At 70.1% G+C, this 24,260-nt stretch carries 23 protein-coding genes; 11 read left to right on the plus strand and 12 right to left on the minus strand.

What is annotated here, in order from left to right; genetic code table 11:
* Positions 1-95: 95 nt before the first annotated feature.
* On the minus strand, positions 96-218 hold the full coding sequence (locus IF83_RS35310) for a hypothetical protein (RefSeq protein ID WP_279617220.1): 123 nt from the start codon (positions 216-218) through the stop codon (positions 96-98).
* 308 nt (positions 219-526) lie between these two features.
* Between IF83_RS35310 and IF83_RS0115900 the strand changes: the two genes are divergently transcribed.
* A complete protein-coding gene (locus tag IF83_RS0115900) occupies positions 527-1,195 on the plus strand; it encodes a lytic polysaccharide monooxygenase auxiliary activity family 9 protein (protein ID WP_030544845.1) in 669 nt (222 codons plus the stop codon).
* Between the two features lie 149 nt (positions 1,196-1,344).
* On the opposite strand, the gene IF83_RS0115905 is transcribed toward IF83_RS0115900, so the two are convergent.
* Together IF83_RS0115905 and IF83_RS0115910 are read right to left on the minus strand one after the other, a co-directional pair.
* Positions 1,345-1,887, minus strand: a complete 543-nt coding sequence (locus tag IF83_RS0115905) for a helix-turn-helix transcriptional regulator (RefSeq protein WP_030544846.1) — start codon at positions 1,885-1,887, stop codon at positions 1,345-1,347.
* A 105-nt stretch (positions 1,888-1,992) separates the two neighbouring features.
* Positions 1,993-2,403, minus strand: a complete 411-nt coding sequence (locus tag IF83_RS0115910; RefSeq protein ID WP_030544847.1) for a VOC family protein — start codon at positions 2,401-2,403, stop codon at positions 1,993-1,995.
* 215 nt (positions 2,404-2,618) lie between these two features.
* On the opposite strand from IF83_RS0115910, the gene IF83_RS0115915 reads away from it, so the two are divergent.
* Positions 2,619-3,194 carry a hypothetical protein gene (locus tag IF83_RS0115915; RefSeq protein WP_030544848.1) on the plus strand — a complete coding sequence of 192 codons (576 nt, stop codon included), beginning with the start codon at positions 2,619-2,621 and terminating at the stop codon, positions 3,192-3,194.
* A 25-nt stretch (positions 3,195-3,219) separates the two neighbouring features.
* Here IF83_RS0115915 and msrA read toward each other — a convergent pair whose 3' ends face one another.
* Both msrA and IF83_RS0115925 read right to left on the minus strand, forming a co-directional pair.
* Positions 3,220-3,882, minus strand: a complete 663-nt coding sequence (msrA, locus tag IF83_RS0115920) for a peptide-methionine (S)-S-oxide reductase MsrA (RefSeq protein ID WP_030544849.1) — start codon at positions 3,880-3,882, stop codon at positions 3,220-3,222.
* Positions 3,883-4,184: 302 nt separating this feature from the next.
* Positions 4,185-5,291: a hypothetical protein gene (locus tag IF83_RS0115925; RefSeq protein ID WP_030544850.1), complete on the minus strand. Its 1,107-nt coding sequence runs from the start codon at positions 5,289-5,291 to the stop codon at positions 4,185-4,187.
* A gap of 165 nt (positions 5,292-5,456) precedes the next feature.
* Here IF83_RS0115925 and IF83_RS0115930 point away from each other — a divergent pair, with 165 nt between their 5' ends.
* Positions 5,457-6,620, plus strand: coding sequence for a cystathionine gamma-synthase (locus IF83_RS0115930; protein ID WP_030544851.1), 1,164 nt, complete (start codon positions 5,457-5,459; stop codon positions 6,618-6,620).
* Between the two features lie 91 nt (positions 6,621-6,711).
* On the opposite strand, the gene IF83_RS35465 is transcribed toward IF83_RS0115930, so the two are convergent.
* From IF83_RS35465 to IF83_RS0115945, 3 genes are all read right to left on the minus strand, one after another.
* Positions 6,712-7,059: a hypothetical protein gene (locus tag IF83_RS35465; RefSeq protein ID WP_347877105.1), complete on the minus strand. Its 348-nt coding sequence runs from the start codon at positions 7,057-7,059 to the stop codon at positions 6,712-6,714.
* The gene (locus IF83_RS35655) at positions 7,056-7,727 is read right to left on the minus strand and encodes a sigma factor-like helix-turn-helix DNA-binding protein (protein WP_208605884.1); all 672 of its coding nucleotides are present in this window, start codon (positions 7,725-7,727) and stop codon (positions 7,056-7,058) included. The genes IF83_RS35465 and IF83_RS35655 overlap by 4 nt, the downstream gene beginning before the upstream one ends.
* A gap of 253 nt (positions 7,728-7,980) precedes the next feature.
* Complete coding sequence (locus IF83_RS0115945) at positions 7,981-8,502, minus strand: MarR family winged helix-turn-helix transcriptional regulator (RefSeq protein WP_030544854.1); 522 nt, start codon at positions 8,500-8,502, stop codon at positions 7,981-7,983.
* A gap of 154 nt (positions 8,503-8,656) precedes the next feature.
* On the opposite strand from IF83_RS0115945, the gene ilvA reads away from it, so the two are divergent.
* The 3 genes from ilvA (at position 8,657) to IF83_RS0115960 (ending at position 11,961) form a co-directional block, all read left to right on the plus strand.
* Positions 8,657-9,907: a threonine ammonia-lyase gene (ilvA, locus tag IF83_RS0115950; protein WP_030544855.1), complete on the plus strand. Its 1,251-nt coding sequence runs from the start codon at positions 8,657-8,659 to the stop codon at positions 9,905-9,907.
* A 213-nt stretch (positions 9,908-10,120) separates the two neighbouring features.
* Positions 10,121-11,104 carry a daunorubicin resistance protein DrrA family ABC transporter ATP-binding protein gene (locus IF83_RS0115955; RefSeq protein WP_030544856.1) on the plus strand — a complete coding sequence of 328 codons (984 nt, stop codon included), beginning with the start codon at positions 10,121-10,123 and terminating at the stop codon, positions 11,102-11,104.
* Positions 11,101-11,961, plus strand: coding sequence for an ABC transporter permease (locus IF83_RS0115960; protein ID WP_030544857.1), 861 nt, complete (start codon positions 11,101-11,103; stop codon positions 11,959-11,961). Before IF83_RS0115955 ends, IF83_RS0115960 begins: the two co-directional genes overlap by 4 nt.
* 105 nt (positions 11,962-12,066) lie before the next feature.
* Here the strand turns inward: IF83_RS0115960 and greA are convergent, their stop codons facing one another.
* Positions 12,067-12,567, minus strand: coding sequence for a transcription elongation factor GreA (greA, locus tag IF83_RS0115965; RefSeq protein WP_030544858.1), 501 nt, complete (start codon positions 12,565-12,567; stop codon positions 12,067-12,069).
* Positions 12,568-12,710: 143 nt separating this feature from the next.
* The gene (locus IF83_RS0115970; protein WP_030544859.1) at positions 12,711-13,121 is read right to left on the minus strand and encodes a DUF4307 domain-containing protein; all 411 of its coding nucleotides are present in this window, start codon (positions 13,119-13,121) and stop codon (positions 12,711-12,713) included.
* Between the two features lie 115 nt (positions 13,122-13,236).
* Between IF83_RS0115970 and mca the strand changes: the two genes are divergently transcribed.
* From mca to IF83_RS0115990, 5 genes are all read left to right on the plus strand, one after another.
* Positions 13,237-14,109, plus strand: coding sequence for a mycothiol conjugate amidase Mca (mca, locus tag IF83_RS0115975; protein WP_030544860.1), 873 nt, complete (start codon positions 13,237-13,239; stop codon positions 14,107-14,109).
* A 4-nt stretch (positions 14,110-14,113) separates the two neighbouring features.
* Positions 14,114-14,467: a hypothetical protein gene (locus tag IF83_RS0115980; protein WP_051722816.1), complete on the plus strand. Its 354-nt coding sequence runs from the start codon at positions 14,114-14,116 to the stop codon at positions 14,465-14,467.
* A 329-nt stretch (positions 14,468-14,796) separates the two neighbouring features.
* The gene (locus IF83_RS0115985) at positions 14,797-15,264 is read left to right on the plus strand and encodes a hypothetical protein (protein ID WP_030544862.1); all 468 of its coding nucleotides are present in this window, start codon (positions 14,797-14,799) and stop codon (positions 15,262-15,264) included.
* Positions 15,201-15,344: a hypothetical protein gene (locus tag IF83_RS35660; protein WP_394297328.1), complete on the plus strand. Its 144-nt coding sequence runs from the start codon at positions 15,201-15,203 to the stop codon at positions 15,342-15,344. The genes IF83_RS0115985 and IF83_RS35660 overlap by 64 nt, the downstream gene beginning before the upstream one ends.
* A complete protein-coding gene (locus tag IF83_RS0115990) occupies positions 15,332-15,493 on the plus strand; it encodes a hypothetical protein (protein ID WP_158711049.1) in 162 nt (53 codons plus the stop codon). Before IF83_RS35660 ends, IF83_RS0115990 begins: the two co-directional genes overlap by 13 nt.
* Before the next feature lie 24 nt (positions 15,494-15,517).
* Here the strand turns inward: IF83_RS0115990 and IF83_RS0115995 are convergent, their stop codons facing one another.
* Both IF83_RS0115995 and IF83_RS35315 read right to left on the minus strand, forming a co-directional pair.
* The gene (locus IF83_RS0115995; RefSeq protein WP_244177093.1) at positions 15,518-16,033 is read right to left on the minus strand and encodes an SMI1/KNR4 family protein; all 516 of its coding nucleotides are present in this window, start codon (positions 16,031-16,033) and stop codon (positions 15,518-15,520) included.
* Positions 16,026-23,675 carry a ricin-type beta-trefoil lectin domain protein gene (locus tag IF83_RS35315; RefSeq protein WP_051722817.1) on the minus strand — a complete coding sequence of 2,550 codons (7,650 nt, stop codon included), beginning with the start codon at positions 23,673-23,675 and terminating at the stop codon, positions 16,026-16,028. The genes IF83_RS0115995 and IF83_RS35315 overlap by 8 nt, the downstream gene beginning before the upstream one ends.
* Between the last annotated feature and the right edge of the window lie 585 nt (positions 23,676-24,260).

Consider the following 24,260-nt stretch of genomic DNA (forward strand, 5'->3'; position numbering starts at 1 on the left):
GGCGCGCTCAACGTCGCACACAGGGCCGGGCTGGTCCTCTGTGACGGTGCATAGCCACCGCCACAGGAAGCCCGCGACTTCAGTCGTGGGTGGAGTCACTGCAGGCACTTCTCCAGCCGGGGCCGCAGAACGAGATCGACCATGGTCTCGTCGGCCGAAACCGGTTCGAGGACGGTGGGCTCGTGTTCCAGGTGGGGGGCGGAGTGGATCGAATACACCGGAAGCCATGTGCCATTCACCAGAATCTCGGCGCGCACCTGAGTCATCACAACAGCATGGCCCACACACCGCGCCCACGCCCCCCGGCGGCGGCAGCCTGTGACCGAGGGGGCGGGTGTGGTGCCGGGGACCGGTCGTCGGCGGGGGTGCGCGCGGCCCGGGGCGGGTACGGGCGGCCGGCGAGCAGCAGGCCCCCGGCGGACTCCGTCTCCGGGCCCCGGGGGAAGCGTTTGACGCTTCACACAGCCGGGTAGGTGTGGGAGCGCTCCCAATTCCGAAGCCCACAGCCGGAAGGCGGAGATCGCCGATGCATTGGCATGACCCCGCAAACCCCTCTCCGTGGCCGCTTCGCGTCCTCACCCTCCTGTCCGCGGCGCTGCTGTTTCTGATCCCCTGGTCGGGCACCGCTGTCGCCCACGGCTCGGTCACCGACCCGCCGTCCCGCAACTACGGCTGCTGGGCGCGCTGGGGCAGCGACTTCCAGAACCCGGCCATGGAGCAGCAGGACCCCATGTGCTGGCAGGCGTGGCAGGACGACACCAACGCGATGTGGAACTGGAACGGGCTGTACCGGGAGAACGTGGGCGGCGACCACCAGGGCGCGATCCCGGACGGGCAGCTGTGCAGCGCGGGCCTGACCGGGGACGGCCGCTACGCCTCGATGGACACGCCCGGGCCGTGGAAGACCAAAGACGTTGGCGCCGCTTTCACGGTGACGCTGACGGACCAGGCGCATCACGGCGCGGACTACATCCGGGTCTACGTCACCAAACAGGGCTTCGCCCCGGCCACACAACGGCTGGGCTGGGGCGATCTCGAACTGGTGGCGGAGACGGGCAGGATCGCGCCGAGCGGCACCATGCCGGTCGACATCCGCGCCCCGGGCCGCAGCGGGCACCACGTCGTCTACACGATCTGGCAGGCCTCGCACGCGGACCAGTCGTACTACATCTGCAGTGACGTGAACTTCCGCTGAGCCACGGCCCCGCCGGACGCAGCCACCGTCCGGCGGGGCCTCTCCGGGGCATCGGCAGCGCGTCTGCCACGGCCTGGCCGTGTTCGCCGCCGGTTCCGTCCCCGACCGGCCTTGTCGGACGCCGGCGGACGCGGTGATCGCCGTGACCTTCACGGCAGGTGCCGCTCGGCGACCGGAGCCTCTCGATTCCTGACCGGTCTCGCCACCTGCTTCGCCACGCACGCCGGCATCCCCTCCACCGTGCGCACCGTGCTCGCGGAAGCCGCGTCATGTGCCGCGTCCGCGGCATCGGCACGGCCGGCCTCCCCCGCCTCCGCCGCGTCCGCCGCCCGGCGCCGGAAGGCCCCGGGCGGCATGCCGACCAGTTCGGTGAAGCGGGTGGTGAACGTGCCCAGCGACGCGCAGCCGACCGCGAAGCAGACCTCGGTGACACTGAGGTCGCCGCGCCGCAGCAGTGCCGTCGCGCGCTCGATGCGACGCGTCATCAGGTACGCGTACGGCGACTCACCATAGGCGGCCCGGAACTGCCGGCTGAGGTGCCCGGCGGACATGTGCACGCCCCGGGCGAGCGCCTCCACGTTCAGCGGCTGCGCGTACTCCCTGTCGATCCGGTCGCGAACGCGGCGCAGCCGCGCGAGATCGGACAGGCGCTGTGCCTGGACGCGGGCACGCCGCCACTCGGGCTGACACATGAGAACGCTCCCCCTTGTCTCGTCTTCCACCAGCGTTCACGAACGCCCGGGGTGCCCGCCGTGGCAGGCACCCCAGGCGTTCGGCCGCATCGGTGCCCGCGAGGTTCAGCGCAGTTCCTGGATGCGGACCAGGTTCCCCGCGGGGTCGCGGAAGGCGCAGTCCCGGATGCCGTAAGGCTGTTCGGTCGGCTCCTGTACGACCTCGGTGTCACCGGCCTGCACCTTTTCGAACGTGTCGTCGAGGTCCCTGGTGGCCAGAAGGATCCAGCCGTAGGTGCCCTTGGCCATCATCTCGGTGATGGTGCGGCGCTCGTCCTCGGTGATCCCCGGGTCGGCGGCCGGCGGCGCCAGAAGGATTGAGGTGTCGGGCTGACCGGGCGGGCCGACGGTGATCCAGCGCATCTTGCCCTGCCCGACGTCGTTGCGGACCTCGAAGCCGAGGACGTCCCGGTAGAAGGCGAGCGACGCGTCCGGGTCGTCGTGCGGGAGGAAACTCGTGTGAATGGTGATGTCCATGTCCGGCAGATTAGGGCCGCCTCCGTGAGCTGCGCTTCTCGAATCCTGACCGATCAGGACGCTTCTTGCGTGCACGGGTCTGCCGCGTGGAACTCGCATGTTGCCTGCGGCGGGGGGCGCGACGCCCCGTCAGCCGCCGGGAGCGGTTGAGGGAGGCTCGCACTGGTCTTTCGCCCCGATGCGTCAACCCACATGGCCTGGCTTACTGTCGGCGTATGGGAAGCCACTTCCAGACGGTCGTCGACCTGGACGCCACGCAGGCAGACGCGCCGGCCATCGCGGCCAGGGGCCTCGACTGGCTGATCGGGCAGGGGATCGTCCGGGCCGAGCGCACCGACTGCGTCCTCGGGGCGCCGCTGGGGCACCCGCCCGGCCCCCGCTGGGCGGACGCGGTCGGAGCGGAGGACTGGGAGCCCACCGACGGGCTCAACATCGAGACCGGCCGGACCGTCTTCCACGGCGGCCAGGGCGACGCCGCGTTCGCGGCATGTCCTCACTGCTCCGGCCGGGTGGACCTGTACACGGACGACTGGGACGTGATCGAGGACGCGTACGAACCCTTCGGCAAGGCCATCGACACCTGGCACGACACGGGCCGGGCCGCCGTCACCTGCCCGCGCTGCCGCCGCGCCGGCGATCTGACCGCGTGGAGCTGGGACGGCGACTACTACGCCTTCGGCTACCTGGGTTTCGAGTTCTGGGACTGGCCCGCGTTCAGCCCCGGCTTCCTCGAACGCTTCGCCCGCGCGCTGGGCGGCCACCGCACGGTTCTGGTGGGCGGCAAGCTCTGACGGTCCGTGCCCGGAGAGGCGCCGCTCAGCCGTCCGCCTTCGCGACGCCGACCGGACAGGAGACGCCCGTGCCGCCGATGCCGCAGTAGCCGTTCGGGTTCTTGTCGAGGTACTGCTGGTGGTAGGGCTCCGCCGGGTAGAAGGGGCGGGTGTCGGCCGGGAGGATCTCGGTGGTGATCGTGCCGTAGCCGCGGGCGGTCAGGACGGCCTGGTACGCGTCGCGGGAGGACTCCGCGGCCGCCTGCTGGGCGGGGGAGTGGGTGTAGATCGCCGAGCGGTACTGGGTGCCGACGTCGTTGCCCTGGCGGAAGCCCTGCGTGGGATCGTGCGACTCCCAGAAGAGCTTGAGCAGGGCCTCGTAGGAGACGGCCTCCGGGTCGTGGACGACGCGGACCGCCTCGGTGTGGCCGGTCAGGCCGCTGCACACCTCCTCGTACGCGGGGTGGCGCGTGTAGCCGCCCTGGTAGCCGGCGAGTGTGGTCCAGACGCCGGGGGTCTGCCAGAACTTGCGTTCGGCGCCCCAGAAGCAGCCGAGGCCGAAGTCTGCGATCTCCAGCCCTTCCGGGTACGGGCCGAGGAGGGGGTTGCCGAGGACCGTGTGACGGTCGGGGACCGTGTACCCCGGCTCCGGGCGGCCTTCGAGGGCCTGTTCGGGGGTGGGCAGCTGCGGCGTGCGGGTCCAGAACATCAGGTGCGCTCCTCGGCTCGGTGTCCGCTCCGGAGAACGTACGGCGCGTGCCGGGGATTCCGCATCCGGTGGACATCCGGCCGTGAGGCCGGCGCGCCCCGCGCGAGGTGGCGTCACGGGTCGCCGCTTCGCCGGGCCGTCCCGCACCGGGCGCCGCTCTCCGTCACTCGTCCCGTCCGGGACGACCCCGACGCGCGGACGGCGGCGGGCTGCCGGTCCCCCGCCCGGGCGGCGGGGCCGCGTCGCTCCGTGCCTGCCCGGCGCGGGGGCACGGGCGGCACCCCGGCGGCCCCGGACCCGGCTCAGCGCGGCATCGTCGCCGGGGTGCCGCCCGTGGACTCCCAGCCCGCGACGGCCAGGGCGCGGTGGGCCGCGTACTCGGCCGCCGGGTTCGCGCCGTACGACCACGGGACCGCGCCCACATGGCCGTCCACGTGCGCCAGCTGTTCCATGGCGTCGGCCCAGCGCTCCGCGCGCACCAGGAACCACACCAGCAGATGCCGGACGTGCGGCATCACCGGATGCTCGGCGGGCGCACCGCGGACCGCGTAGAGGGCGCCCTCGACCGCCTTGGTGACGACGTCGCTCCGGTAGAGGCTGCTGACGGTGTTGACCTCCGGCAGGTGTTCGAAGACGGCGAACAGCGGCAGCGCGGGCAGCAGGCTCCGCTCCGGGGCCGTGGCCGCCGCGCGCTGCGCGAAGACGTCCGCGAGTTCCTTCGAGCCGTGCCACTTCGCGCACCAGTAGTGCAGCGCGGCGAGATGCGCGCCCATGTGGTGCGGGGCACGCGCGGTGACCGTGCTCCACAGCTCCTCGAAGTCCGCCTGCCGGTAGCCGAGACCGCGGGCGATCGCCAGTTCGACGATGTACGGGGTGGGGTCGCCCGGCGCCAGCAGCGCGGCGTCGGCGCACACGGAGCGCGCCTCCTCCAGGATGATCCGGTGCTCGTCCGAGCCGGCACCGGAGACGGCTGCCGTCTGCCGGGCCTGGTGCACCAGGAACTCGGCGTGCACCAGCGCGGCCCCGGCGTCCTTCGGGGCCTCGACCCGCCAGGTCCGCAGCCACCGGCCGCCCTCCCCGGGGCGCTCCGCCAGCTCGTGGGAGGCCGCCCCGGCCAGGCTCTGCACCCGCTGCCAGCGCAGCTCGTGGTCCGCGGTGGCGGCGAGGAGCCGCTGCGCCGGGCGCCAGTCCTGGGTGCGCGTCAGCTCGTCGAGGGTCTCGGTCAGCTCGCGGTCGGGGCCCGGCAGCCGTACGTCGAGCAGCTCCACCGGGGCGAAGCCGTAGCGCTCCGGGTCGGTGGCCGCGCCGTAACCCCCCGCGGCCTGCGCACCGGCGCGCATGCGCCGCAGGAAGACGACCAGGACAGCGCCGATCATGGTCAGGGCGAGAAGGAGGAAGAGCATGTCCATGGCGGTCCTGTCGGTGTCCTGTGAGATCACGGTGGCGGATCGGGCCGTCCGTGTGCGGGCGCGGGCGGCGGGGCGCGCTCCCAGTGTCGCGCCCCCACTCTCTCTACTCGCGGGCGGTGCGCTCAAGTTCCGGGCGCGGCCCTCGCGGGTACTACTCTCGGGCTCATGAGCGACCAGCACCAGCAGCACGGAGCCACGAGCTTCGAGACCCTTGCCATCCACGCGGGACAGGAGGCCGACGCGGCCACCGGTGCCGTGGTGCCGCCGATCTACCAGGTCTCCACGTACAAGCAGGACGGCGTGGGCGGGCTGCGCGGCGGCTACGAGTACAGCCGTTCGGCCAACCCGACGCGCACGGCCCTGGAGGAGAACCTCGCGGCGCTGGAGGGCGGCCGCCGCGGGCTGGCCTTCGCCTCCGGCCTGGCCGCCGAGGACTGCCTGCTCCGTACGCTGCTGAAGCCCGGGGACCACGTGGTCATCCCGAACGACGCCTACGGCGGCACCTTCCGGCTGTTCGCCAAGGTGGTCGAGCGCTGGGGCGTCGAGTGGTCGGTCGCAGACTCCTCCGACCCGGCGGCCGTGCGGGCGGCGCTCACCCCCCGGACCAAGGTGGTCTGGGTGGAGACCCCGTCGAACCCGCTGTTGGGCATCACCGACATCGCCGCCGTCGCCGAGGTCGCGCGCGGCGCCGGCGCCCGGCTGGTCGTCGACAACACCTTCGCCAGCCCGTATCTGCAGCAGCCGCTCGCGCTGGGCGCGGACGTCGTCGTGCACTCGACCACCAAGTACATGGGCGGGCACTCCGACGTCGTCGGCGGCGCCCTGGTGGTGGGTGACGACACGCTGGGCGAGGAACTGGCGTTCCACCAGAACGCGATGGGCGCCATCGCCGGGCCGTTCGACGCCTGGCTGGTGCTGCGCGGCATCAAGACCCTCGCCGTCCGCATGGACCGGCACACCGCCAACGCCGAGCGTGTCGCCGAGATGCTGACCGGGCACCCCAAGGTGACGCGGGTGCTCTATCCGGGCCTGCCGGACCACCCCGGCCACGAGACCGCCGCCAAGCAGATGCGGGGCTTCGGCGGAATGGTGTCGTTCCGGGTGGCGGGCGGTGAGCAGGCGGCCGTGGACGTCTGCGACCGGGCGCGGCTGTTCACTCTCGGGGAGTCGCTGGGCGGCGTCGAGTCGCTGATCGAGCACCCGGGCCGGATGACGCACGCCTCGGCGGCGGGCTCGGCCCTGGAGGTGCCCTCCGACCTCGTACGGCTGTCCGTCGGCATCGAGGCGGCCGACGACCTGCTGGCGGATCTGGCTCAGGCGCTGGGCTGAGCCCGGCGGTGCCCGCGCGCCCGGCGTACGCCCCGGCGCGCGGGCCGTTCACTCGCCGGGCAGCCGCGGCCACTCGCCGGGCACCCGCAGGTCACAGGCCCCCGACCGGCGGGGTGGTGATCTCGGGCGCGGACCAGGGCTGGGTGGCGGCCGCCCAGACCAGGAGCGCGCCGACCGCCGCGCCCGCGAGGACGACCACCAGCACGTGCAGCATCCGGCGGCGGGCCACCGCGCGCACCCCGCGGGCCGCGGCCCGCGCGCCCAGGTCCGGCGGGACCGGGGGGTGCGGGCCGTCGAGCATCCGCCGGACCATCTCCTCCTTGTGATCCGGTATGCCGGAGAGATCGGGGAGGACCGGGGGTTCGGGCAGGCCGCGGGGACGCGGGTAGCCGGAGGGGCCGGGTGGGCCGGAAGGGCCGGGCGGGCCCGGGAAGCTCATGGCCCGCTCTCCCCGGCCGCGGGCGGGCGAGGGCGCGTGGGGGCCCGGCCGGCGCTGCCCGTACTGCCTGCGCTGCCCGTACTGCCCGCGCCGCCGGGCCGGCGCCACGCGCCACCGTCACCGGCGGAGCCGGTGGTGACGGCCCGGGGGGCGGCGCGGCCCGGTGGGCCGTCGTCCGCGGGTTCGTCCGCGGTCCGCCGCCGCCCCCGCGCCCGCCGCTCCGCGCCGGTCCCGAGCCCCGTCCGGGAGGACGAGCGCAGCCGGGAGACCGCGCGCAGGCAGGTCGCGCGAACCCGGTCGGCGGGCAGGCCCAGTTGGGCCGCGGCCTGTTCCTCGGAGACGTCCTCGCGCAGCCGCAGGACGACGATCAGCCGCTCCTGCGCGGTGAGTCCGTCGAGGACCCCGCCGCGCGGCCGGCGCCGTCGCCAGGCGGTGTTCGCGTAGCGGGCGGCAAGCTCCCGGCGGGCGAGGTCGTACGGGTCCTCGCCGCGCAGCTTGTCCCATCCGGCGTAGGTGCGGGCCAGGGCGGCGGTCAACAGCCGCTCGGCGGCGGCCCGGTCGCCGGTGAGGAGCGTGGCGGTGTGCAGCAGCCGGCCGGCCGCTCCCGCGACGAACGCGTCGAACTCCCGGGCCCGGCGGCGGTCCTGCTCCTCCCACCGCTCTCGCACAGCGCCTCCCGCTCTCCATGGGACGGCAGCCGGGGTGCCCGGTCAAGAGGCGGGCGGCAGAGCGTGCCCGCGGTGACCGGCCGGTAGGTGCGGACCGGGGGCCGCCGGGGGCGGGGGAGTGCCGTGGGGTGGTGCAGCCTGTGCCGCTGCGCCGGAGGGTGCCGGAAAGGTGCCGGGACGCGCCGGGTGGTGTCAGGAGCAGGGAAGCGCAGGACGCGCAGGCGTCAGGGGTGTCGGATGGTGTCCGGCGGTGTCAGGAGCCCGGGGCGCCGGGGACGTCCTGCGGCGCGGTGGCCGCCGCCGTGTGATGGCGGGCCGACAGCGCGGTGTTGAAGCGGGTGAGCAGTCCGCAGAAGAGCGTGCGCTCCTCCTCCGTCCAGTCCTCGGTGAGCAGCTCCATCAGCTGCCGGCGGGAGGAGCGCACCTCGTCGAGCCGGGCCTGGCCGCGCGGGGAGAGTTCGAGGACCACGGCGCGGCCGTCCTCGGGGTGCGAGGCCCGCTTGACCAGGCCGGTGTCCACGAGCGGCGCGACCTGGCGGGTGACGGTCGAGGAGTCGATGCCCATGCCGGCGGCGAGGGCCTTGACCCCCATGGGGCCTTCCCGGTCGAGCCGGTTGAGCAGGAGGTAGGCGGCGCGGTCCATCGAGTTCCGCACCTGCCCGACGCCGCCGAGCCGGGTCTGCTCCGCGCGCCGGGCGAAGACCGCGACCTGGTGCTGGAGGTCGTTGAGAAGGCCGCGGTCGGGGGGAGTCGTCACATCCGGAGTGGGGGGCATGGCCTGGGCTCACTTCGTGAAGGGGCGATGGGATGGCCACAGATTACGCGGCCGGGGCCGGAAGCCGTACGGGCGCCGGGCGAACCGGTGGCACCGGCACGGCGCGGTGATCCGCGGGGCGCGCGCGACCGGAGGGCCCTGCGAGACTGGCGGCATGGCTGCAACCAATGGCTGTGACGCGGACCACAAGTCCGCCGCCCCGTCCGTGCTCACCGTGGAGGATGTGCGCGCCGCGCACAAGATGCTGTCCGGGGTCGCCCGGGTGACGGCGATGGAGGGAAGCCGGCATCTGTCCCGGCTGGTGGGCGCGCCCGTCCATCTGAAGTGCGAGAACCTCCAGCGCACCGGCTCATTCAAGCTGCGCGGCGCCTATGTGCGGATCGCCGGGCTGACGGAGGAGGAGCGCGCGGCCGGGGTCGTGGCGGCGAGCGCGGGGAACCACGCCCAGGGCGTCGCACTGGCGGCCTCCCTGCTGGGCGTGCGCTCGACGGTCTTCATGCCCGTCGGCGCCCCGCTGCCGAAGGTGGCGGCGACCCGTGAGTACGGGGCCGAGGTGCGGACGCACGGGCAGGTGGTGGACGAGACGCTGCGGGCCGCCCAGGAGTACGCGCGGGAGACGGGCGCGGTGTTCATCCACCCCTTCGACCACCGGGACATCGTCGCCGGGCAGGGCACCGTGGGCCTGGAGATCCTGGAGCAGTGCCCGGAGGTCGGCACCATCGTGGTGGGGATGGGCGGCGGCGGGCTGGCGGCGGGGATCGCGCTGGCGGTCAAGTCGCTGCAGCCGCGGGTGAAGGTGATCGGCGTGCAGGCGGCCGGCGCGGCTGCCTACCCTCCCTCGCTGGCCGCGGGGCACCCGGTGGCGCTGGAGTCGCCGTCCACGATGGCGGACGGCATCAAGGTGGGGCGGCCGGGGGATGTGCCGTTCAAAATCATTGGCGAACTGGTGGACGAAGTCCGTACGGTCACGGAGGACGCGCTGTCCCGGGCGCTGCTGCTGTGCCTGGAGCGGGCCAAGCTCGTCGTGGAACCGGCGGGCGCGAGTCCGGTCGCGGCGCTGCTGTCGGAGCCGGAGTCCTTCGAGGGCCCGGTCGTGGCGGTGCTCTCCGGGGGGAACGTGGATCCGCTGCTGCTGCAGCACGTCCTGCGGCACGGCATGGCGGCGGCGGGCCGGTATCTGTCGCTGCGGCTGCGGCTCACGGACCGTCCGGGGTCCCTCGCGACGCTTCTCGGGGTGTTGTCAGAGGCGGACGCTAACGTCCTCGACGTGAGCCATGCCCGGACCGATCCGCGGCTCGGGCTCTCGGAGGCCGAGGTGGAGCTGCGCCTGGAGACCCAGGGTCCGGAGCACTGCGCCGAGGTGCGGGAGGCGATCCGGGAGGCCGGCTACACGGTTCTGCCGTGAGGGCTCGGGGACGGGGGACGGGGGTGAACCGGCGGATGAGCAGACGCGTGCGCCTAACGCGATATATCGTGAGTGCGCTAAGGTGGCGGTCCCCGCGCCGCCTCACCGCTCCCTCCCCCGGCGCCGGGCCGCGGAAGCTGTCCGCCGCCCGGCGGAGAAGACGGGCAGAACGAACCAATCATCTTCAAAAGTCAATAACACCAGGAGACTTCCATGCCAGGCGCCATTTACGCCGAAGGTCTGGTGAAGACCTTCGGCGCTGTGCGGGCACTGGACGGCGTTGATCTCGACGTCCCCGAAGGCACGGTGCTCGGGCTGCTCGGCCCGAACGGTGCCGGGAAGACCACCGCCGTACGGGTCCTCACGACCCTGCTGCGGCCCGACAGCGGTTCCGCGGTCGTGGCGGGCATCGACGTGCTCAAGCACCCCAACGAAGTCCGCCGTTCCATCGGCCTGTCCGGCCAGTTCGCCGCCGTCGACGAATACCTCACCGGCCGCGAGAACCTCCAGATGGTCGGGCAGCTCTACCAGATGAGCGCGCGTGACGCGAAGTCCCGCGCCGTCGAACTGCTCGAACGCTTCAACCTCAGCGACGCGGCCGACCGGCCCGCCAAGACCTACTCCGGCGGCATGCGGCGCCGTCTCGACCTCGCCGCCGCCCTCGTGGTCAGCCCGCCCGTGATGTTCATGGACGAGCCGACCACCGGCCTCGACCCCCGCAACCGGCAGCAGCTCTGGTCGATCATCCAGGAGCTCGTGGCCGGCGGCACCACCCTGCTGCTGACCACGCAGTATCTGGAGGAGGCCGACCAGCTCGCCCACGACATCTGCGTGATCGACCACGGCAAGGTCATAGCGCGCGGCACCTCCGACCAGCTCAAGGCCCGCACCGGCGGGGAGCGCGTCGAGGTCGTCGTGCACGAGCGGGATCAGGTGACCACCGCCACCGAGGTGCTGAACGGCTTCGGCAAGGGTGAGCTCAGCGTCGACGACCACACGCGCAGGATCACCGTCCCGGTCACCGGCGGAGCCAAGCTCCTGGCCGAGGTCATCCGCGAACTCGACGGCCGCGGCGTCGAGATCGACGACATCGGGCTGCGCCGTCCCACCCTCGACGACGTCTTCATCTCCCTCACCGGTCACGCCGCCGAGAGCAGCGGCCAGGAGAACGCCCAGCCCGAGGAGGCCGCCACATGAGCGCCGTGACCGAGACGAAGGCCGCGACGGCCGCCCCGCGCCCGCGCGGCGGGATCGTCCAGTCCGCGAAGGACTCCCTGGTCGTCGCCAAGCGCAATCTGATCCGGATGATGCGCATCCCGGAGATGATCATCTTCGGGCTGATCCAGCCCATCATGTTCGTGGTGCTGTTCAGCTATGTGTTCGGCGGCTCCATCAGTGTCGGCGGCAGCCTCAGTCCCGAGCTGTACCGGGAGTTCCTGATGGCGGGCATCTTCGCCCAGACCGTCACCTTCGCCACGGCGGGGGCCGGCGCCGGTATCGCGGACGACATGCACAAGGGCCTCATCGACCGCTTCCGGTCGCTGCCCATGGCACGCGGCGCGGTGCTCACCGGCCGCACCCTCGCCGACCTGGTGCAGACGACGCTGACGGTCGTCGTGCTGGCCGTGGTCGCCCTGCTGGTCGGCTGGCGGATCCACGAGGGCGTGCTCAAGATGCTGGCGGGCTTCGCCCTGCTGCTGTTGCTGGGCTACGCCTTCTCCTGGATCGGCGCGCTGATCGGGCTCTCCGTCCGTACCCCGGAGGCGGCCACCTCCGGCGGCCTGATCTGGCTCTTCCCGCTGACGTTCATCTCGAACGCCTTCGTGCCCTCCGACAACATGCCGACCTTCCTGCGGCACATCGCCGAATGGAATCCCTTCAGCGCGACCGTGCAGGCGTGCCGGGAGCTGTTCGGCAACCTTCCGGCGGGCTACCCGGTGGCGGACGCCTGGCCCATGCAGAACCCGGTGCTGGCGTCCGTCCTGTGGTCGGTGCTCATCATCGCGGTCTTCCGTACGCTCGCCGTGCGGAAGTACCGTTCCGCGGCCGTCTGACGGTCCAGCCGCCCGGCCCACGCAGGGCGGAGCCCCCGGTACGTCTTCTCCGTACCGGGGGCTCCGCCCTGTGCGGGTATCGCCGTTCGGGGGTGTGCTCGGGGCTCAGCCCGTGTACGGCTTGGCCTTCAGGATCTTCACCGAGGCCATCTTGCCGTTCGGCAGCTCGTACTGTGCCTCGTCGCCGACCCGCTTGCCGTTCACTCCCTGGCCCAGCGGGGACTGCGGGGAGAACGTCTCCACGCTCGACGCGCTGGCGTACTCGCGGGAGGCGAGCAGGAAGGTGGTGGTGTCGTCCGGGTCGCCGTCGAAGGCGATCGTGACGACCATGCCCGGCTCCACCACGCCGTCGTCCGGCGGCGTCTCACCGACCTTGGCGTGCTGCAGCAGCTGGGTGAGCTGGCGGATGCGAAGCTCCTGCTTTCCCTGCTCCTCCTTGGCCGCGTGGTAACCGCCGTTCTCCCGCAGGTCACCCTCTTCCCGAGCCGCCTCGATCTTCTTGGCGATCTCGGTGCGTGCGGGACCCGACAGGTACTCCAGCTCGGCCTTGAGCTGGTTGTACGCCTCCTGGGTGAGCCAGGTGACGTTGTCGCTGGTCTGGGTCACAGGTGCTCCTCGTCCGTGCTGGGAATACAAAGCAACGCCCTACCCGAAGGGTTTGCGCCTTCAAGGGTGGGCGAAACCACGAGCCTAACAATTTCGGCGGAAAAGGGAAGGGAGAAAAACCGGTACGTCCGGGTGTGCGCAGGTCAGCCGGCGGGCGCGGGCCGGCAGCCGAGGAGCTCCACGGCCGTGGCGCGCTCCGTGGTGCGGACGGTCACGACCTTGTCGATCCGGTCCTCGCGCTCATCGAAGCGGATGTCCTTCCAGCCCACCTCGGCACCCGACTCGGAGAGGGAGCGGAGGGTGCACACACCGGGCGTGGCGGCGTCCTTGCGGACTTCGAGATGGGCCTCTACGGCCTCGTCCGAGACCACCTGGAACTTGATCAGCTCGCCGCTCACGTCCTGGCCGGCCACGGAGGAGTAACCGAACCAGCCGAGCAGCCCCAGCAGCCCGGCACCCAGCACCGCACCGGTGACCTTGAGCACACGGTCGGCGCGCTCGTCGGCCGAGCGGCCGTACCGGCCCTCGGGGAGAGGGGTGCGCGTGGCGGTCATCGTGTTCCTCCGGAGCCCGGGAACGGTGGAATGAATAGGCTCCCGCTTCGGTCACTATAGAAGGCGCCGTCTCCGAACGGCGGAGGGGGCCGAGACCACTGACCGAGGATGAGTCTTGACCGAGCAACTGCGTTTGATGGCGGTGCACGCCCACCCCGACGACGAGTCGAGCAAGGGCGCGGCGACCATGGCGAAGTACGTGTCCGAGGGGGTGGACGTGCTGGTCGCGACCTGCACGGGCGGGGAGCGCGGCTCCATCCTCAACCCCAAGCTGCAGGGCGACCCGTACATCGAGGAGCACATCCACGAGGTGCGGGCCAAGGAGATGGACGAGGCCCGTCAGATCCTGGGCGTCCAGCAGGCGTGGCTGGGCTATGTGGACTCCGGGCTGCCCGAGGGCGACCCGCTGCCACCGCTGCCCGAGGGCTGCTTCGCCCTCCAGGACGTGGACGAGGCGGCGGGGACGCTGGTGAAGCTCATCCGTGAGTTCCGCCCGCACGTGATCACCACATATGACGAGAACGGCGGCTATCCGCACCCCGACCACATCATGACCCACAAGATCTCGATGGTGGCCTTCGACGCCGCGGGGGACGCCGAGCGCTACCCGGAGGCCGGGGAGCCGTGGAAGCCGTTGAAGCTCTACTACAACCAGGGCTTCAACAAGCCCCGCACCCTCGCGCTGCACGAGGCGCTGCTGGCCCGCGGCATGGAGTCCCCGTACGGGGACTGGCTCAAGCGCTGGGAGGAGTTCTCCCGCACGGAGCGGACGCTCACCACCTATGTGCCGTGCGGGGACTTCTTCCCCGTCCGGGACAAGGCGCTGATCGCGCACGCCACGCAGATCGACCCCGACGGCGGGTGGTTCCGGGTGCCGATGGAGATCCAGCAGGAGGTCTGGCCGACCGAGGAGTACGAGCTCGTGAAGTCGCACGTGGAGACCTCCCTCCCCGAGGACGACCTCTTCGCGGGCATCCGGGAGAATTGACCCCATGACGATCGACAGCACCCTCCCCCTGGCCTCCGCCTGGGGCAACCAGGCCATGACGCAGCTCGTGCCGCTCGCCAAGGAGCTGGACGAGAACAAGGTGACGCCAGGTGTCCTCGGCTTCATCGTCTTCGCTCTTCTCGGCGGGGCCGTCTGGCTGCTGATGAAGAACATGAGCAAGCAGTTCACGAAGATCGATTTCCAGGAGCGGGACACCGCCGGCGAGGGGGAGGCCGTACCGGCCGCCCGGACGGCGGCCGATTCCGGCTCGGCCTCCGGGGCCGGCTCGGCCTCCGGGACGGACGGGACCACGGGCACCAGCGGAGCCGACCGCCCCGCCGCCGGCACCGGCGACTGACACCGGGCCCGTAGCGGTCCGCGCCGGGCCGCCGCTCCCTTCCGCGCAGACGGCGGAGGGGACGGAGCCCCGGGGCGGACCGCGCGCTGAACCGCGCCCTGGACCGGCATCAACGACGTCGAGATCGTCGTCCCCCAGTACATCGACTGGTCCAACCAGCGACGCCCACGGCGAGCCCGGTCACGTCCCACCCGCCGCGTTCGAGTCTCGCCGTACCCCAACGAGCGCCCCAGAACTCATTCTCAAAACCAGCTGACCCACCGTCTACGAAACCCGGGGCGGTTCACGGTGCCCTTCTCGCCGTCGGTGTCGATGGTGATGCTGACGAGGTGTTTGAGGCCTTCGCCCTTGATCTCGTCGGTGACGGTCTGGGTGGTGGTGTCGCCGGTTTCGGGGTCGGTGGCCTGGCCGGGGTGCCCAAGCCGTGGGTCGGCTATCTGCAGCGCTGGTACGACACCTCCACGCTCACCGTGGCTGTCCGCAACAACATCCGTACGAACATGGCCAAGACCGGCCGCTGGCTGGCAGCCGAGCATCCCGGCGCCGTCGATCCGGCCTGGACGTGGTCGACCTGCGCGAACTGGGGCGCCGCGGTCGACAAGATGGCCGTCGGGGACTACGTCCAGCGCGTCGACCACCTCCACGGGCGTCTTGGCGGTCCGATCGCCCCACGGACCAAGTCCCACATCCTGATGGGCACCCGCTCGTTCCTGCGTGACCTGCAGGAATGGGAATGGATCCCCAGGCGCTTCGACACGAACCGGCCCCGGCGGTGCCCCGCACGGTCACCGCCCTGATCTCCACCGACCCTCGCGTCATCGCGGATGAGGTCTGGGCGAAACTGCTGTGGCGGAAGTCCAGGGGATGGCATCCATGATCAGGCTGCCGCAGGCCCACAGGTCACCGCGGGAGAAGCAGCCGACCATGTCGTTCCAGCCGATGAACTCCTTCAGGACCGCCCAGCCCACCGCCCCGACCCCGGAACTCGCCCAAGCCCTGCCACTGGACTCCACGACTTCAATCTGAGTAGCAGGCGAAGATCTGGCGAGTTCACGCCAGAGAGTCGGCCTCCCCACGATTTTCGACGATCATCCCTCGGAAGAACTCCGAGAAGGTTCGATATCTTTCGATTTCACCGCCCGCAATCCAGATGACCGGCGCGAGTCGATTCGGGTCTCTCAGACACGGCATGACGAGAATGTCGATGTCCGTCCGCGAAGCACCGATGGGAATCAAGCGGGAAAGGTGATCTCCTCGTTCGATCTCGACCTCGTCCTCGATCACACGCACGAGTTCCTCGGCTTCGGTGTAGGCGGCGGTACCGAAATCTGGCGTCCCAAACAGGTCGATGTCCTGCAATATGGCGGGCCAACCGTCCGCGTGCAGCAGGAATTCAGCATACTCAGGGTCCACAGGACACCGCGTCACTGTAGTGATTTTTGCGATTTTCTCAGCCGCGGCGGGAGTGCGACGTATCTCATGACGCCAGAGCCCGTCGCGGTCATTGAACGCCAGCCTGCGCTTAACCGCGTCCATTTCCGCAAAAAGCGCCGCCCAATCAGCCACCGCTACCCCTATTGTCCACCAGAATGAAACCCCTAGGACTGCATCCGACGGGACATCGCTGCCCTTGACCGGAAAGACTACTGTTCACCCGCTTCGTCATGTCGATCCAGGCTGGCGGCTTTCCATGACCGAGCCACATCGCGTCTGGCGCGTGCCCGGCAACACCAGAGTAGGGAGTACCGTCCGCCGCCGCACGGCGCCGTTCAATGGCTGCCTCACGTGCTGCCTCTCTTCTGACTGAACCTGCGGTGGAAACCCGGCCGGTGGGTGACATCAGCCCCTGTGCAATGGCTTCATTGGCTGCATCCACGTAGTCCCCGAACTGCTGCACTTCCTCGTCTGTGGCCCACTCGGGGATCCTGACCTCGGCTTCGCCATTTGCGTTGCAGTTGTGAGCGAGTACCGGTGTGGCCCCCGCCAACACATAGTACGTGTGGGTGTTGGTGATGGTGAGGTTGTGGACGGTGGCGGAGGTGGTGGTGCGGCGTTTGACTGCGGTGATTTGGACGTGGGTGCCGGCGCTGGTGCGGAGCCATTGGCCTGGTGTGAGGTCGGTGGCGTCGATCCAGTCGTGGAGTTCGGGGACCCAGAAGGGGTGGCCGTCGGTGGCGGTGACGGTTGCCGTTCCGGTGCCTTTCCTGCCGTCGGTGTCGATGGTGATGCTGACGAGGTGTTTGAGGCCTTCGCCCTTGATTTCGGCGGTGACGGTCTGGGTGGTGGTGTCGCCGGTTTCGGGGTCGGTGGCCTGGACGGTGTCGCCGTTGTCGACGTCCTCGATGGGTTTGGTGGTGCCGTCGGCCATGAGGACCTTGGTGCCGGGGACGAAGCTGTTGACGGTGCAGGCGGCGGGTTCGCCCTGGTCGGTTTTCTTGCTGCTGGTGCCGTTTCCTGCGCCTTTGGACTGTTTGGCGGCGGTGGTGCTCTTCTTGCCGGCGGCGGTCTTCTGGACGTTGGAACGGGCGGTTTTCTGGACTGCGTTGCCGGTGTTCTTCTGCTGGCGTTTCGCAGCTCTTGTCGCCGCGGCCTTCGCGGCGGCGGCCTTCTTCCTGGCGGCTTGTGCCGCTCGTTTCGCGGCGGCCTTGGCCGCGGCCGCGGCTTTCTCGGCGGCCGCCCAGGCGGCCTTGGCCGCTGCGATGATCTTGCGGGCGCGTTCCTGGGCCTTCTGCCAGGCGCTGATGGCCGAGGAGATCGCGGAGATGGCCCGCAGGATCTTCTTGCCCTTGGAGATGACGGAGGTCCAGGGGATGGCGTCCAAGATCAGGCTGCCGCAGGCCCACAGGTCACCGCGGGAGAAGCAGCTGACCATGTCGTTCCAGCCGATGAACTCCTTCAGGACCGCCCAGCCCACCGAGCGGATCACGTCGGTGAGCGTGCGGTTCATGGTCGCGTTCGCACCGGCGACCGCGCTGTCGGAAGGGCCGTCGTAGAAGTCGTCGGCGGAGATCCCGGAGGACAGCCCGGAGGGGTCGGCGTAGGTGACGGGGTTGTTCTCGCTGTAGGTGTAGCCGTTGAGCTGGACGGGGTCACCCAGATCGACGATGGGATCGGCCGACAGGAACCGCCCGGTGGCCGGGTCGTACTCGCGGGCCCCCAGGTGAACGAGGCCGGTGGCCGCGTCGTCGGTGCCACCCACATAGTCACGGTGAGAGCGCCAGCCGGCATGCTCGGTACGGGACGTGCCGTAGGGAGTGGTACGGGAGAACTTCACCCGGTTGCCCTGGGCGAGGTCGATATCGGCGTAGGCCGTGCCGTTCTGGTCGGCAACCTGGACCGACAGCACGTCAGTGCTGTTGTTGGCGTCATAGCGCATCACCGTGGACGCGCCGGGCTGGGAGTAGTAGCGCTCGGTGTAGGCCGGGCCGCCGGACGCGGTGGTGGCCACGGTGGTGTCGCCCAGGTGGAGCACGCGCTCACCACCCGAGACCGACAGCAGGCGCTCGCCGGTGGGGCCGTAGATGTAGCGGGTCTCGTCGGCCGGTTCCCACACCTGCCCGTTCGTGCCGTCGCACGCGGCCAGCTCCATGTCGGTGCCGTAGGCGGTGCTGCCGCCGGGCAGGGCCGCGCACAGGCCGGAGGCGACGTGCTTAAGTGTGCCGCTGGAGGTGGCGGTCCACTTCTGGTCCGCGGCCCCGGTGCAGTCCTCGGCCACCACGGCCGTGCCGGGGGCGCTCGCTCCGTCCAGCGGCATGATGCAGCGGCCCAGCACCTTCAGCGCCCCGGTGGCCGGGGTGCTCTCGGAAGCGGGATCGATCCTCAGCTTCTGGGCCTTGGTGCCGTTGCACGCCCACACCTGCAGTGGTGTGCCGTCGGTCAGTGAGGAGGACTGCAGGTCCGCGCACAGCCCCGAGGGAGTGTTGACGAACGCACCGGAACCCGAGGCACCGAAGCCGGTGACCGTCTCGGCCTTGCCGTCCCAGGTCCACGAGAGGGCCTGTTCGTCCCCGCCCGTGGAGCGGGAGACGGTGTTGCCCGCCGCGTCGTACTCGAGCGCGGAGGTCTCGGTGACCTGCGCGCCCGCGTCCGTGACGAAGGTCGACTCCATGCCCGTCAGCGTGTGCGGCTGGCTGCCGTCGCTCTTGCCGTAGCTGTAGGTGGTGGTGGCGTCCTTGTTCTCGTCCAGCCCGGGGTCGTGTTCCACGAGCTTCGTGCGGTTGCCCATGGCGTCATAGGTGTAGGTGTGCCAGTAGCCGGAGTTGGCCGCCGTCACGTTGACCGCTCCGTCGGAGTACTCGGGCGCCCTCGTGGCCTTGCCCACCCCCTTGCAGTCGGCGTTCGGAGAGGTCCAGGCGTCGGTCAGCTGGCCGAGCGCGTCGTAGACGTAGCACTGCCGGTCGGTGGTGGAGCCGCTGACGTCGGTGGTCTGAAGGATGTTGCCGGCGTCGTCGTAGGCGTAGGTGCGGGAGTTGACCCGGGTTCCGGTCACCGCCGTGGTGTCGCTGGTCGACTCCCGGTCGATGACCTGACGGGTCAGTTCGCCGGTCGTGGTGTCGTACAGGTTCGTCGTCCACACCCGCGTCGGATTCTCACCCGCCACCGACCGCAGGACCTCGCCCCACGGGCTGTACTCGGTGTCCGCCACATACCAGTCCAGGCCGGAGGTCGACACCGGCAGGCCATCGGAGTTGTAGCGGGTGACGACCTTCTCCGCGCCCAGCGTGCCCGCGGCCGGAAGGGTCGTCGACTTCAGCCGGCCGAGCTTGGAGTAGTCGTAGGAGTAGGTGTAGGTGTCCTTCAGCCCGTAGCTCGTGGCGATGGTGGACGGAAGCTCGATCCGCCGGCCGGTGGGCTGGTAATCGGTGGTGTAGCCGGTGACGGAGACCGTGTAGCCCAGCCCGTCGGTGTAGCGGGTGGAGGAGGCGGGCAAGCCGACGCCGCCGCTGAGCGTGTCGTAGGTGTTGGACTGCAGCAGCGTGCCGGTCGAGCTGTCCTTGCGCTGTTCCAGCGGCCGCGAGAGGGCGTCGTACTTCGTCCAGACCGCCGAGCCACGCGCGTCCTCCGTCTTCACCGGACGGTTCAGGACGTCGTAGGTGGTCGTCGAGGTGCCGGTGTCCGGGTCGGTGGCCGAGATCTGCCGGCCGCGCGCGTCGTACGTCCAGGACCAGGTGTTGTCCTTGCTGTCGACGGCCTTGATCCGGTTCCCGCGCGCGTCGTACTCGTAGCGGGTGGTGCGGAAGGCGGTGCGCGCCGAGTCGGTGAAGGAGTCCACCCGTACGGTGCGTCCGAGCGCGTCGGTGAAGGAGCGCTGGGAGGCGCCGCCGGGCGGCTCGATCACGGTGGAATGGTCGTAGCCGTACTCATAGGCGGTGGCCTTGGCGGGTTTGGCGGCGCCGGCAAGGTACGGGGTCTCGGTCAGCAGGCGGCCGAGACCGTCGTAGGAGTACAGGGTCGCGTTCTGCACCTGGCTGTCGGAGGCCACGTCGAATATCTCCGACGAAGGCGAACCCGTCGCGAAGTATGCGTTGTTGGACTGCCGCACTGTGCCGTTCGCGCTGTACAGCGTGTCGGTGATCAGCCGGCCGGTACCGACGGCCGGCTCCTGGCGCTGGCGTTCACGGCCCAACCCGTCGTAGAAGACGACGGACGTGTCGTAACCGCCGTTCTCCTTCAGCGTCTTGGTGGTGACGTGAACCGGTTGGCCCTGCACGATCGTGTAAGCGAACTTCGCGGACGCGTCTTCGGGGTCCGAGGCGTCCTGGCCGGATGCCCAGGCGTGTGTGGTGCGGCCGTAGGCGTCGTAGGCGTAGGTGGTGGTGCGCCCGTTGGCGTCGGTGTCGCTGAGCGTGGTGCCGCGTGCCGGGTCGATGACCGAGGACGTCGACTGGTCGAGCGCGTTGGTGGTGGTGACCTTGAACACCTGGCCGGTGGGCGGCGTGTAGGTGGTCGTCTCGGTGTTGTCCAGACCGTCCGCGCTGGAGGTGGCCCGTCCGTAGGAGTCATAGGTCAGGCTTCCGCTCTTGACCCATGCCCCACCGCTGCCGCTGATGTCCCACGTGCGAGTGGCCAGACCAAAGGCGGGTGCGGCGCCGAAGGCTTCACCGTCGTAGGCGGTACGCGCGCCCGATATCCAGTCCTCGCCCGTGGCGGTCGGAGCGGCCGCGCAGGTGCCCGCGGTGGTCAGGGCCTGCGACGGCAGACCGATCAGGTGCTTGGCCGTGTTGTGGACATAGGACGTGACCGTGCAGGAGGTGCCGCCGGCCTTGACTTCGGCGGTCTGCTCGACCTGCACCGGCAGCCCGTAGGTGCTCTCGTACGTGGTGTCGGTCGTGGTCGAACGCCAAGTCGCGGTGCCATCACCCGATGTGGAGGAACGGGTCGTGGTCACTGACTTGTCGGTATTCACCCGGTACGCCTTGAGGGCCGGGATGCCACCCTCGCGGACGCGGGTGGCGAGCACCGTGGGCGTGGTCGGATAGTCCACCGCCCTGGTCAGCAGCTCACCACCGTTCTCGGTGAACGTCATCGTCTCGGCGACGCGCCCCTGGTAGGCGGGCAGGTCCTCGGCGATCTCGACGCCGGAGTAGTCGTTGAGCGTGACGAGTCGCTTGGAACCGCCGGGTAGGGGATCGCCGTCCATGCCCCGGAAATAGCGCACGTCGGACATACCGCGGGTGGTGGAGGTGTAGGTGCCGGCGGAGTCCGCTCCGGTGATGGTGCGCACCAGCGAGTAGCCGCGCCACTGGTCGTAGGTGCGGGTCTTCTTCTTGGAGAACTCCGCCTGGTTCAGCGCCCAGGCGCCGCCGCCCGAGTAGACGTACTTGGTCGTCTCGGTAGGGGAGCCGGTGAGATTCGGCAGTTCCTGCACGGAGGAGACCACGTACTTGTGGAACCAGTCGATGGTCTCATCGGCTTTGTCGGGGTCGGGATGCCAGTAAGCCGGGAAACACAGCCCGGTGTTGTCCTCCGGCTCGGGGAACCCGGTGCCGGTGGAGCACGCCCCGGTAGGAGTCGCGTAGTTGACGAGGGTCTCGCCGCCGTACTCGTTGACCACCCGCTGGATGCGCAGCCGGTCGAAGGCCGGGTTCGGATCGTTGGCGCCGCGCTTGACGCGGTTGGGCATCGAGGCGGTGTTGGGTATGAACTCGACCGGGTTCAGGGACTTGTCGGCCGGTTCCCCGTCCGCGGTGTATCCGGTGCGGGTGATCGACTCCAGCCACAGGGCGGTGCCCTCGTCCGTGCGGTGGGCCGGCATGGACTGCCCCAGTGTCCAGCGGTCGACCTTGGACAGGGCGGTGGAACCCTCGGTGCGCTGGGTGTATGTGGTGACCTGGGCCAGGCGCTTGCGTGACCAGAAGGTGGGGACCGGAACCCAGCAGTCCGCGGTCCCGCCCTTGCAGTACAGGTCGGCAGGGGTGTCATACCAGATGCGGTTCTGGGCGAAGTTGCCGGACGTGAAGTTCGTATCCGAGCAGGTCACCTCGCCTTCCTTGAAACAGCGCTCGTCGACGTCGAAGGTGACGCGGGATATCGGAGGGGCCGTGTAGAGCGTCGCCGTCCGCTGGCCGTAGTCGATCCGCTTCAGGTAGCCGCCGCGGTCGTAGGAGACGGCCGCCTTGAACTTGTTGTTCTTCGCGTAGTGGTTGGTTTCCTTGCCCCACCACAGGGACATCATGTTGCCCTGCGGGTCGACCACGAAGTCCAGGTTCCAGCGCCAGCCCTGATCACAGAAGGACTCGGCGAAGGACGCGTTGTAGCAGGGCTCGCCGGACTGGTTTCCCGAGACGGGCACGGACAGCACCGAGTTGGTGAGCGGGTCGCCGGTCTGCCAATCGGTGGTCTTGTTGCGGCCGAAGTAGTAGCGGGTACCGTCCCGGGTGGTGATCCGCCAGTACTCGCCGTCGGCATCCCCGTTGGACAGGTCGGACGCCTTGAGCAGTTCGACCTTGGAGCCGTCCCCGTTGGCGGTCGCCCACTCCCCGGTGGTGTCGTCCTTGACCAGTGCGGTCGTGGTGCCGCCGAGCGTCATGACGGCGTTGTCCGTGCCCCAGCACAGGTCGCCGGTCTTGCGCTCGGCGTTGTTGCCGTTCGTGCGGTCGTCGCGGCACGACTTGTAGGTGCGGGTGATGGATCCGGGGTTGTAGTCCCAGCCGTCGCCTATCCAGGAGGGCTGGTTGTTCGTCGACGACGTACGCCCGTCCACGGCCTGGGAGTTGTAGCCGAAGGACACACTCGGGGAAGGTCCGCCCGGCACGCTCGGCGTGTTCAGCGCGTAGGAATAGGTGAAGGCGCCCGAGGAGCCGCCCGACGACCAAGAGCCCGCACTGGCCAGCGGGGTGGCGGAGAAATCGCCCTGCGAGCCACTGCCATAGGAGTTGGCCACCAGCACCGAGGAGGAACCCTCGCTCGCAGCTGCCACAAGCGTCTTGAGGGCCTTGGGCCCGTCCGGTGGCCCGCGGTACAGCGCCTGGGCCGCCGTATCGGAGCCCTCGCCATCCGCACGCGCGGCGGTGGCGGAGAACGCACCGGAGACGGTCTCGCCGGCCAGCGCCGCGACGTCGACCGTCGCGGTCAGCTTGCGTTCACCGTCGAGTTTTCCGTCGTCGGCGGTGTCACCCGCCTGCGGCGTGACAGACTGGCTGGTGGAGATCTCGACCGGCTCGGTGCAGGTCTCCACCTCGGGCGTGGTCAGAAAGCAGGACGGATACTGCACGAGGTTCAGGCGGTCGGCCCAGTTCGCCCCGTACAGCTCGGCGAACGCGGTGTAGTCCAGCGACACCGTGGCCTCGCCCGTCGCCTCGGCCGGCGGCGTCACGGTGAAGGCGAGCCCTTCCAGGGTCGCCGCGTCCATCTCCTCCTGCGTTGACAGGGAGGCCTGCCAGGAGCCGCTCAGCGCGGCCGCCTCCTCGGTGGTGGCGCCCTCCGGCGCACCGACCTCGATCGGCAGGTCGCCCAGGGCGACCGTGTCGCCCGGTGCGAGGTCCGCCACCGTGGCGGTCGCGCTGCCGCCGGCCGGAGCGGTGGTGGACGCCGGGTCGTATTCCTTGGGCGGAGCTACATCCGAAGTCTCCAACTCATCGAGCGTGTTGTCGGCGCTCTCGGCCGCCGGGTCCTGATCGGGCAGGTCCACCAGGTCGACACCACTGCGGTTGGCCGGCGGTGGTACGGCCACCGCGGATCCCGCGAACGCGCCCGCGACCAGCGCCATGAACAACGCGCCGATCAACGCCAGGCGCGCCCCCGCCCGCCTGCGCCGCTGAGCCGAAGTGCGGGACAGCCGCCCTCGCCCAGCCCAAGACATCGCACCCGACACGTCGACGAAGCCCCCACCCGTACACGGAAGCCACCCCGACGCATGGGACAACGCATGGCGGCCACCTGCTCAAAGATGACCAGGAGTGATCGGCGGAATCCTGCGGCGGGAGATCCACGGCGTCAATGGGACATCCGCATCGCAGAGTGATTTACATCACACTCCAAGGGGGTGCCTGGTCGGCCATATGCCCTGGATGGCGTCAATTCTCAAAAACAGCTCAAGGGTGATGTGCAGGTGCAGTCCTCAAATTGGGAACACGTCATGGTATGTCGCGGGGAGCCTCACTTATCACCCTGCTTGCCCTGATGAGGTGAGGCTTCCGTGCTCATTTCGAGGTGATTTGATGGCCGGTCAAACGGCTGGCCCACTTGCCACCCGGCGGCGACATCACGATCCTGTAACTAACTATGAGTCAGGTGTGAAGGTGGCGTGAATGATCGTCATCGATCATGATCGTGCGGCCTGGCGCCGTCGCGT

It is taken from the genome of Streptomyces albus subsp. albus, from assembly GCF_000719865.1.
GTDB lineage: Bacteria > Actinomycetota > Actinomycetes > Streptomycetales > Streptomycetaceae > Streptomyces > Streptomyces albus_E.

What these genes read in the sequence shown, in the direction of transcription:
- IF83_RS0115900 (WP_030544845.1), top strand. Translation starts at nt 527, where the DNA reads ATGCATTGGCATGACCCCGCAAACCCCTCTCCGTGGCCGCTTCGCGTC.
- IF83_RS0115905 (WP_030544846.1), bottom strand. Translation starts at nt 1,887, where the DNA reads ATGTGTCAGCCCGAGTGGCGGCGTGCCCGCGTCCAGGCACAGCGCCTG.
- IF83_RS0115910 (WP_030544847.1), bottom strand. Translation starts at nt 2,403, where the DNA reads ATGGACATCACCATTCACACGAGTTTCCTCCCGCACGACGACCCGGAC.
- IF83_RS0115915 (WP_030544848.1), top strand. Translation starts at nt 2,619, where the DNA reads ATGGGAAGCCACTTCCAGACGGTCGTCGACCTGGACGCCACGCAGGCA.
- msrA (WP_030544849.1), bottom strand. Translation starts at nt 3,882, where the DNA reads ATGTTCTGGACCCGCACGCCGCAGCTGCCCACCCCCGAACAGGCCCTC.
- IF83_RS0115925 (WP_030544850.1), bottom strand. Translation starts at nt 5,291, where the DNA reads ATGGACATGCTCTTCCTCCTTCTCGCCCTGACCATGATCGGCGCTGTC.
- IF83_RS0115930 (WP_030544851.1), top strand. Translation starts at nt 5,457, where the DNA reads ATGAGCGACCAGCACCAGCAGCACGGAGCCACGAGCTTCGAGACCCTT.
- IF83_RS35465 (WP_347877105.1), bottom strand. Translation starts at nt 7,059, where the DNA reads ATGAGCTTCCCGGGCCCGCCCGGCCCTTCCGGCCCACCCGGCCCCTCC.
- IF83_RS0115945 (WP_030544854.1), bottom strand. Translation starts at nt 8,502, where the DNA reads ATGCCCCCCACTCCGGATGTGACGACTCCCCCCGACCGCGGCCTTCTC.
- ilvA (WP_030544855.1), top strand. Translation starts at nt 8,657, where the DNA reads ATGGCTGCAACCAATGGCTGTGACGCGGACCACAAGTCCGCCGCCCCG.
- IF83_RS0115955 (WP_030544856.1), top strand. Translation starts at nt 10,121, where the DNA reads ATGCCAGGCGCCATTTACGCCGAAGGTCTGGTGAAGACCTTCGGCGCT.
- IF83_RS0115960 (WP_030544857.1), top strand. Translation starts at nt 11,101, where the DNA reads ATGAGCGCCGTGACCGAGACGAAGGCCGCGACGGCCGCCCCGCGCCCG.
- IF83_RS0115970 (WP_030544859.1), bottom strand. Translation starts at nt 13,121, where the DNA reads ATGACCGCCACGCGCACCCCTCTCCCCGAGGGCCGGTACGGCCGCTCG.
- IF83_RS0115980 (WP_051722816.1), top strand. Translation starts at nt 14,114, where the DNA reads ATGACGATCGACAGCACCCTCCCCCTGGCCTCCGCCTGGGGCAACCAG.
- IF83_RS35660 (WP_394297328.1), top strand. Translation starts at nt 15,201, where the DNA reads ATGGATCCCCAGGCGCTTCGACACGAACCGGCCCCGGCGGTGCCCCGC.
- IF83_RS0115990 (WP_158711049.1), top strand. Translation starts at nt 15,332, where the DNA reads ATGGCATCCATGATCAGGCTGCCGCAGGCCCACAGGTCACCGCGGGAG.
- IF83_RS35315 (WP_051722817.1), bottom strand. Translation starts at nt 23,675, where the DNA reads ATGGCGCTGGTCGCGGGCGCGTTCGCGGGATCCGCGGTGGCCGTACCA.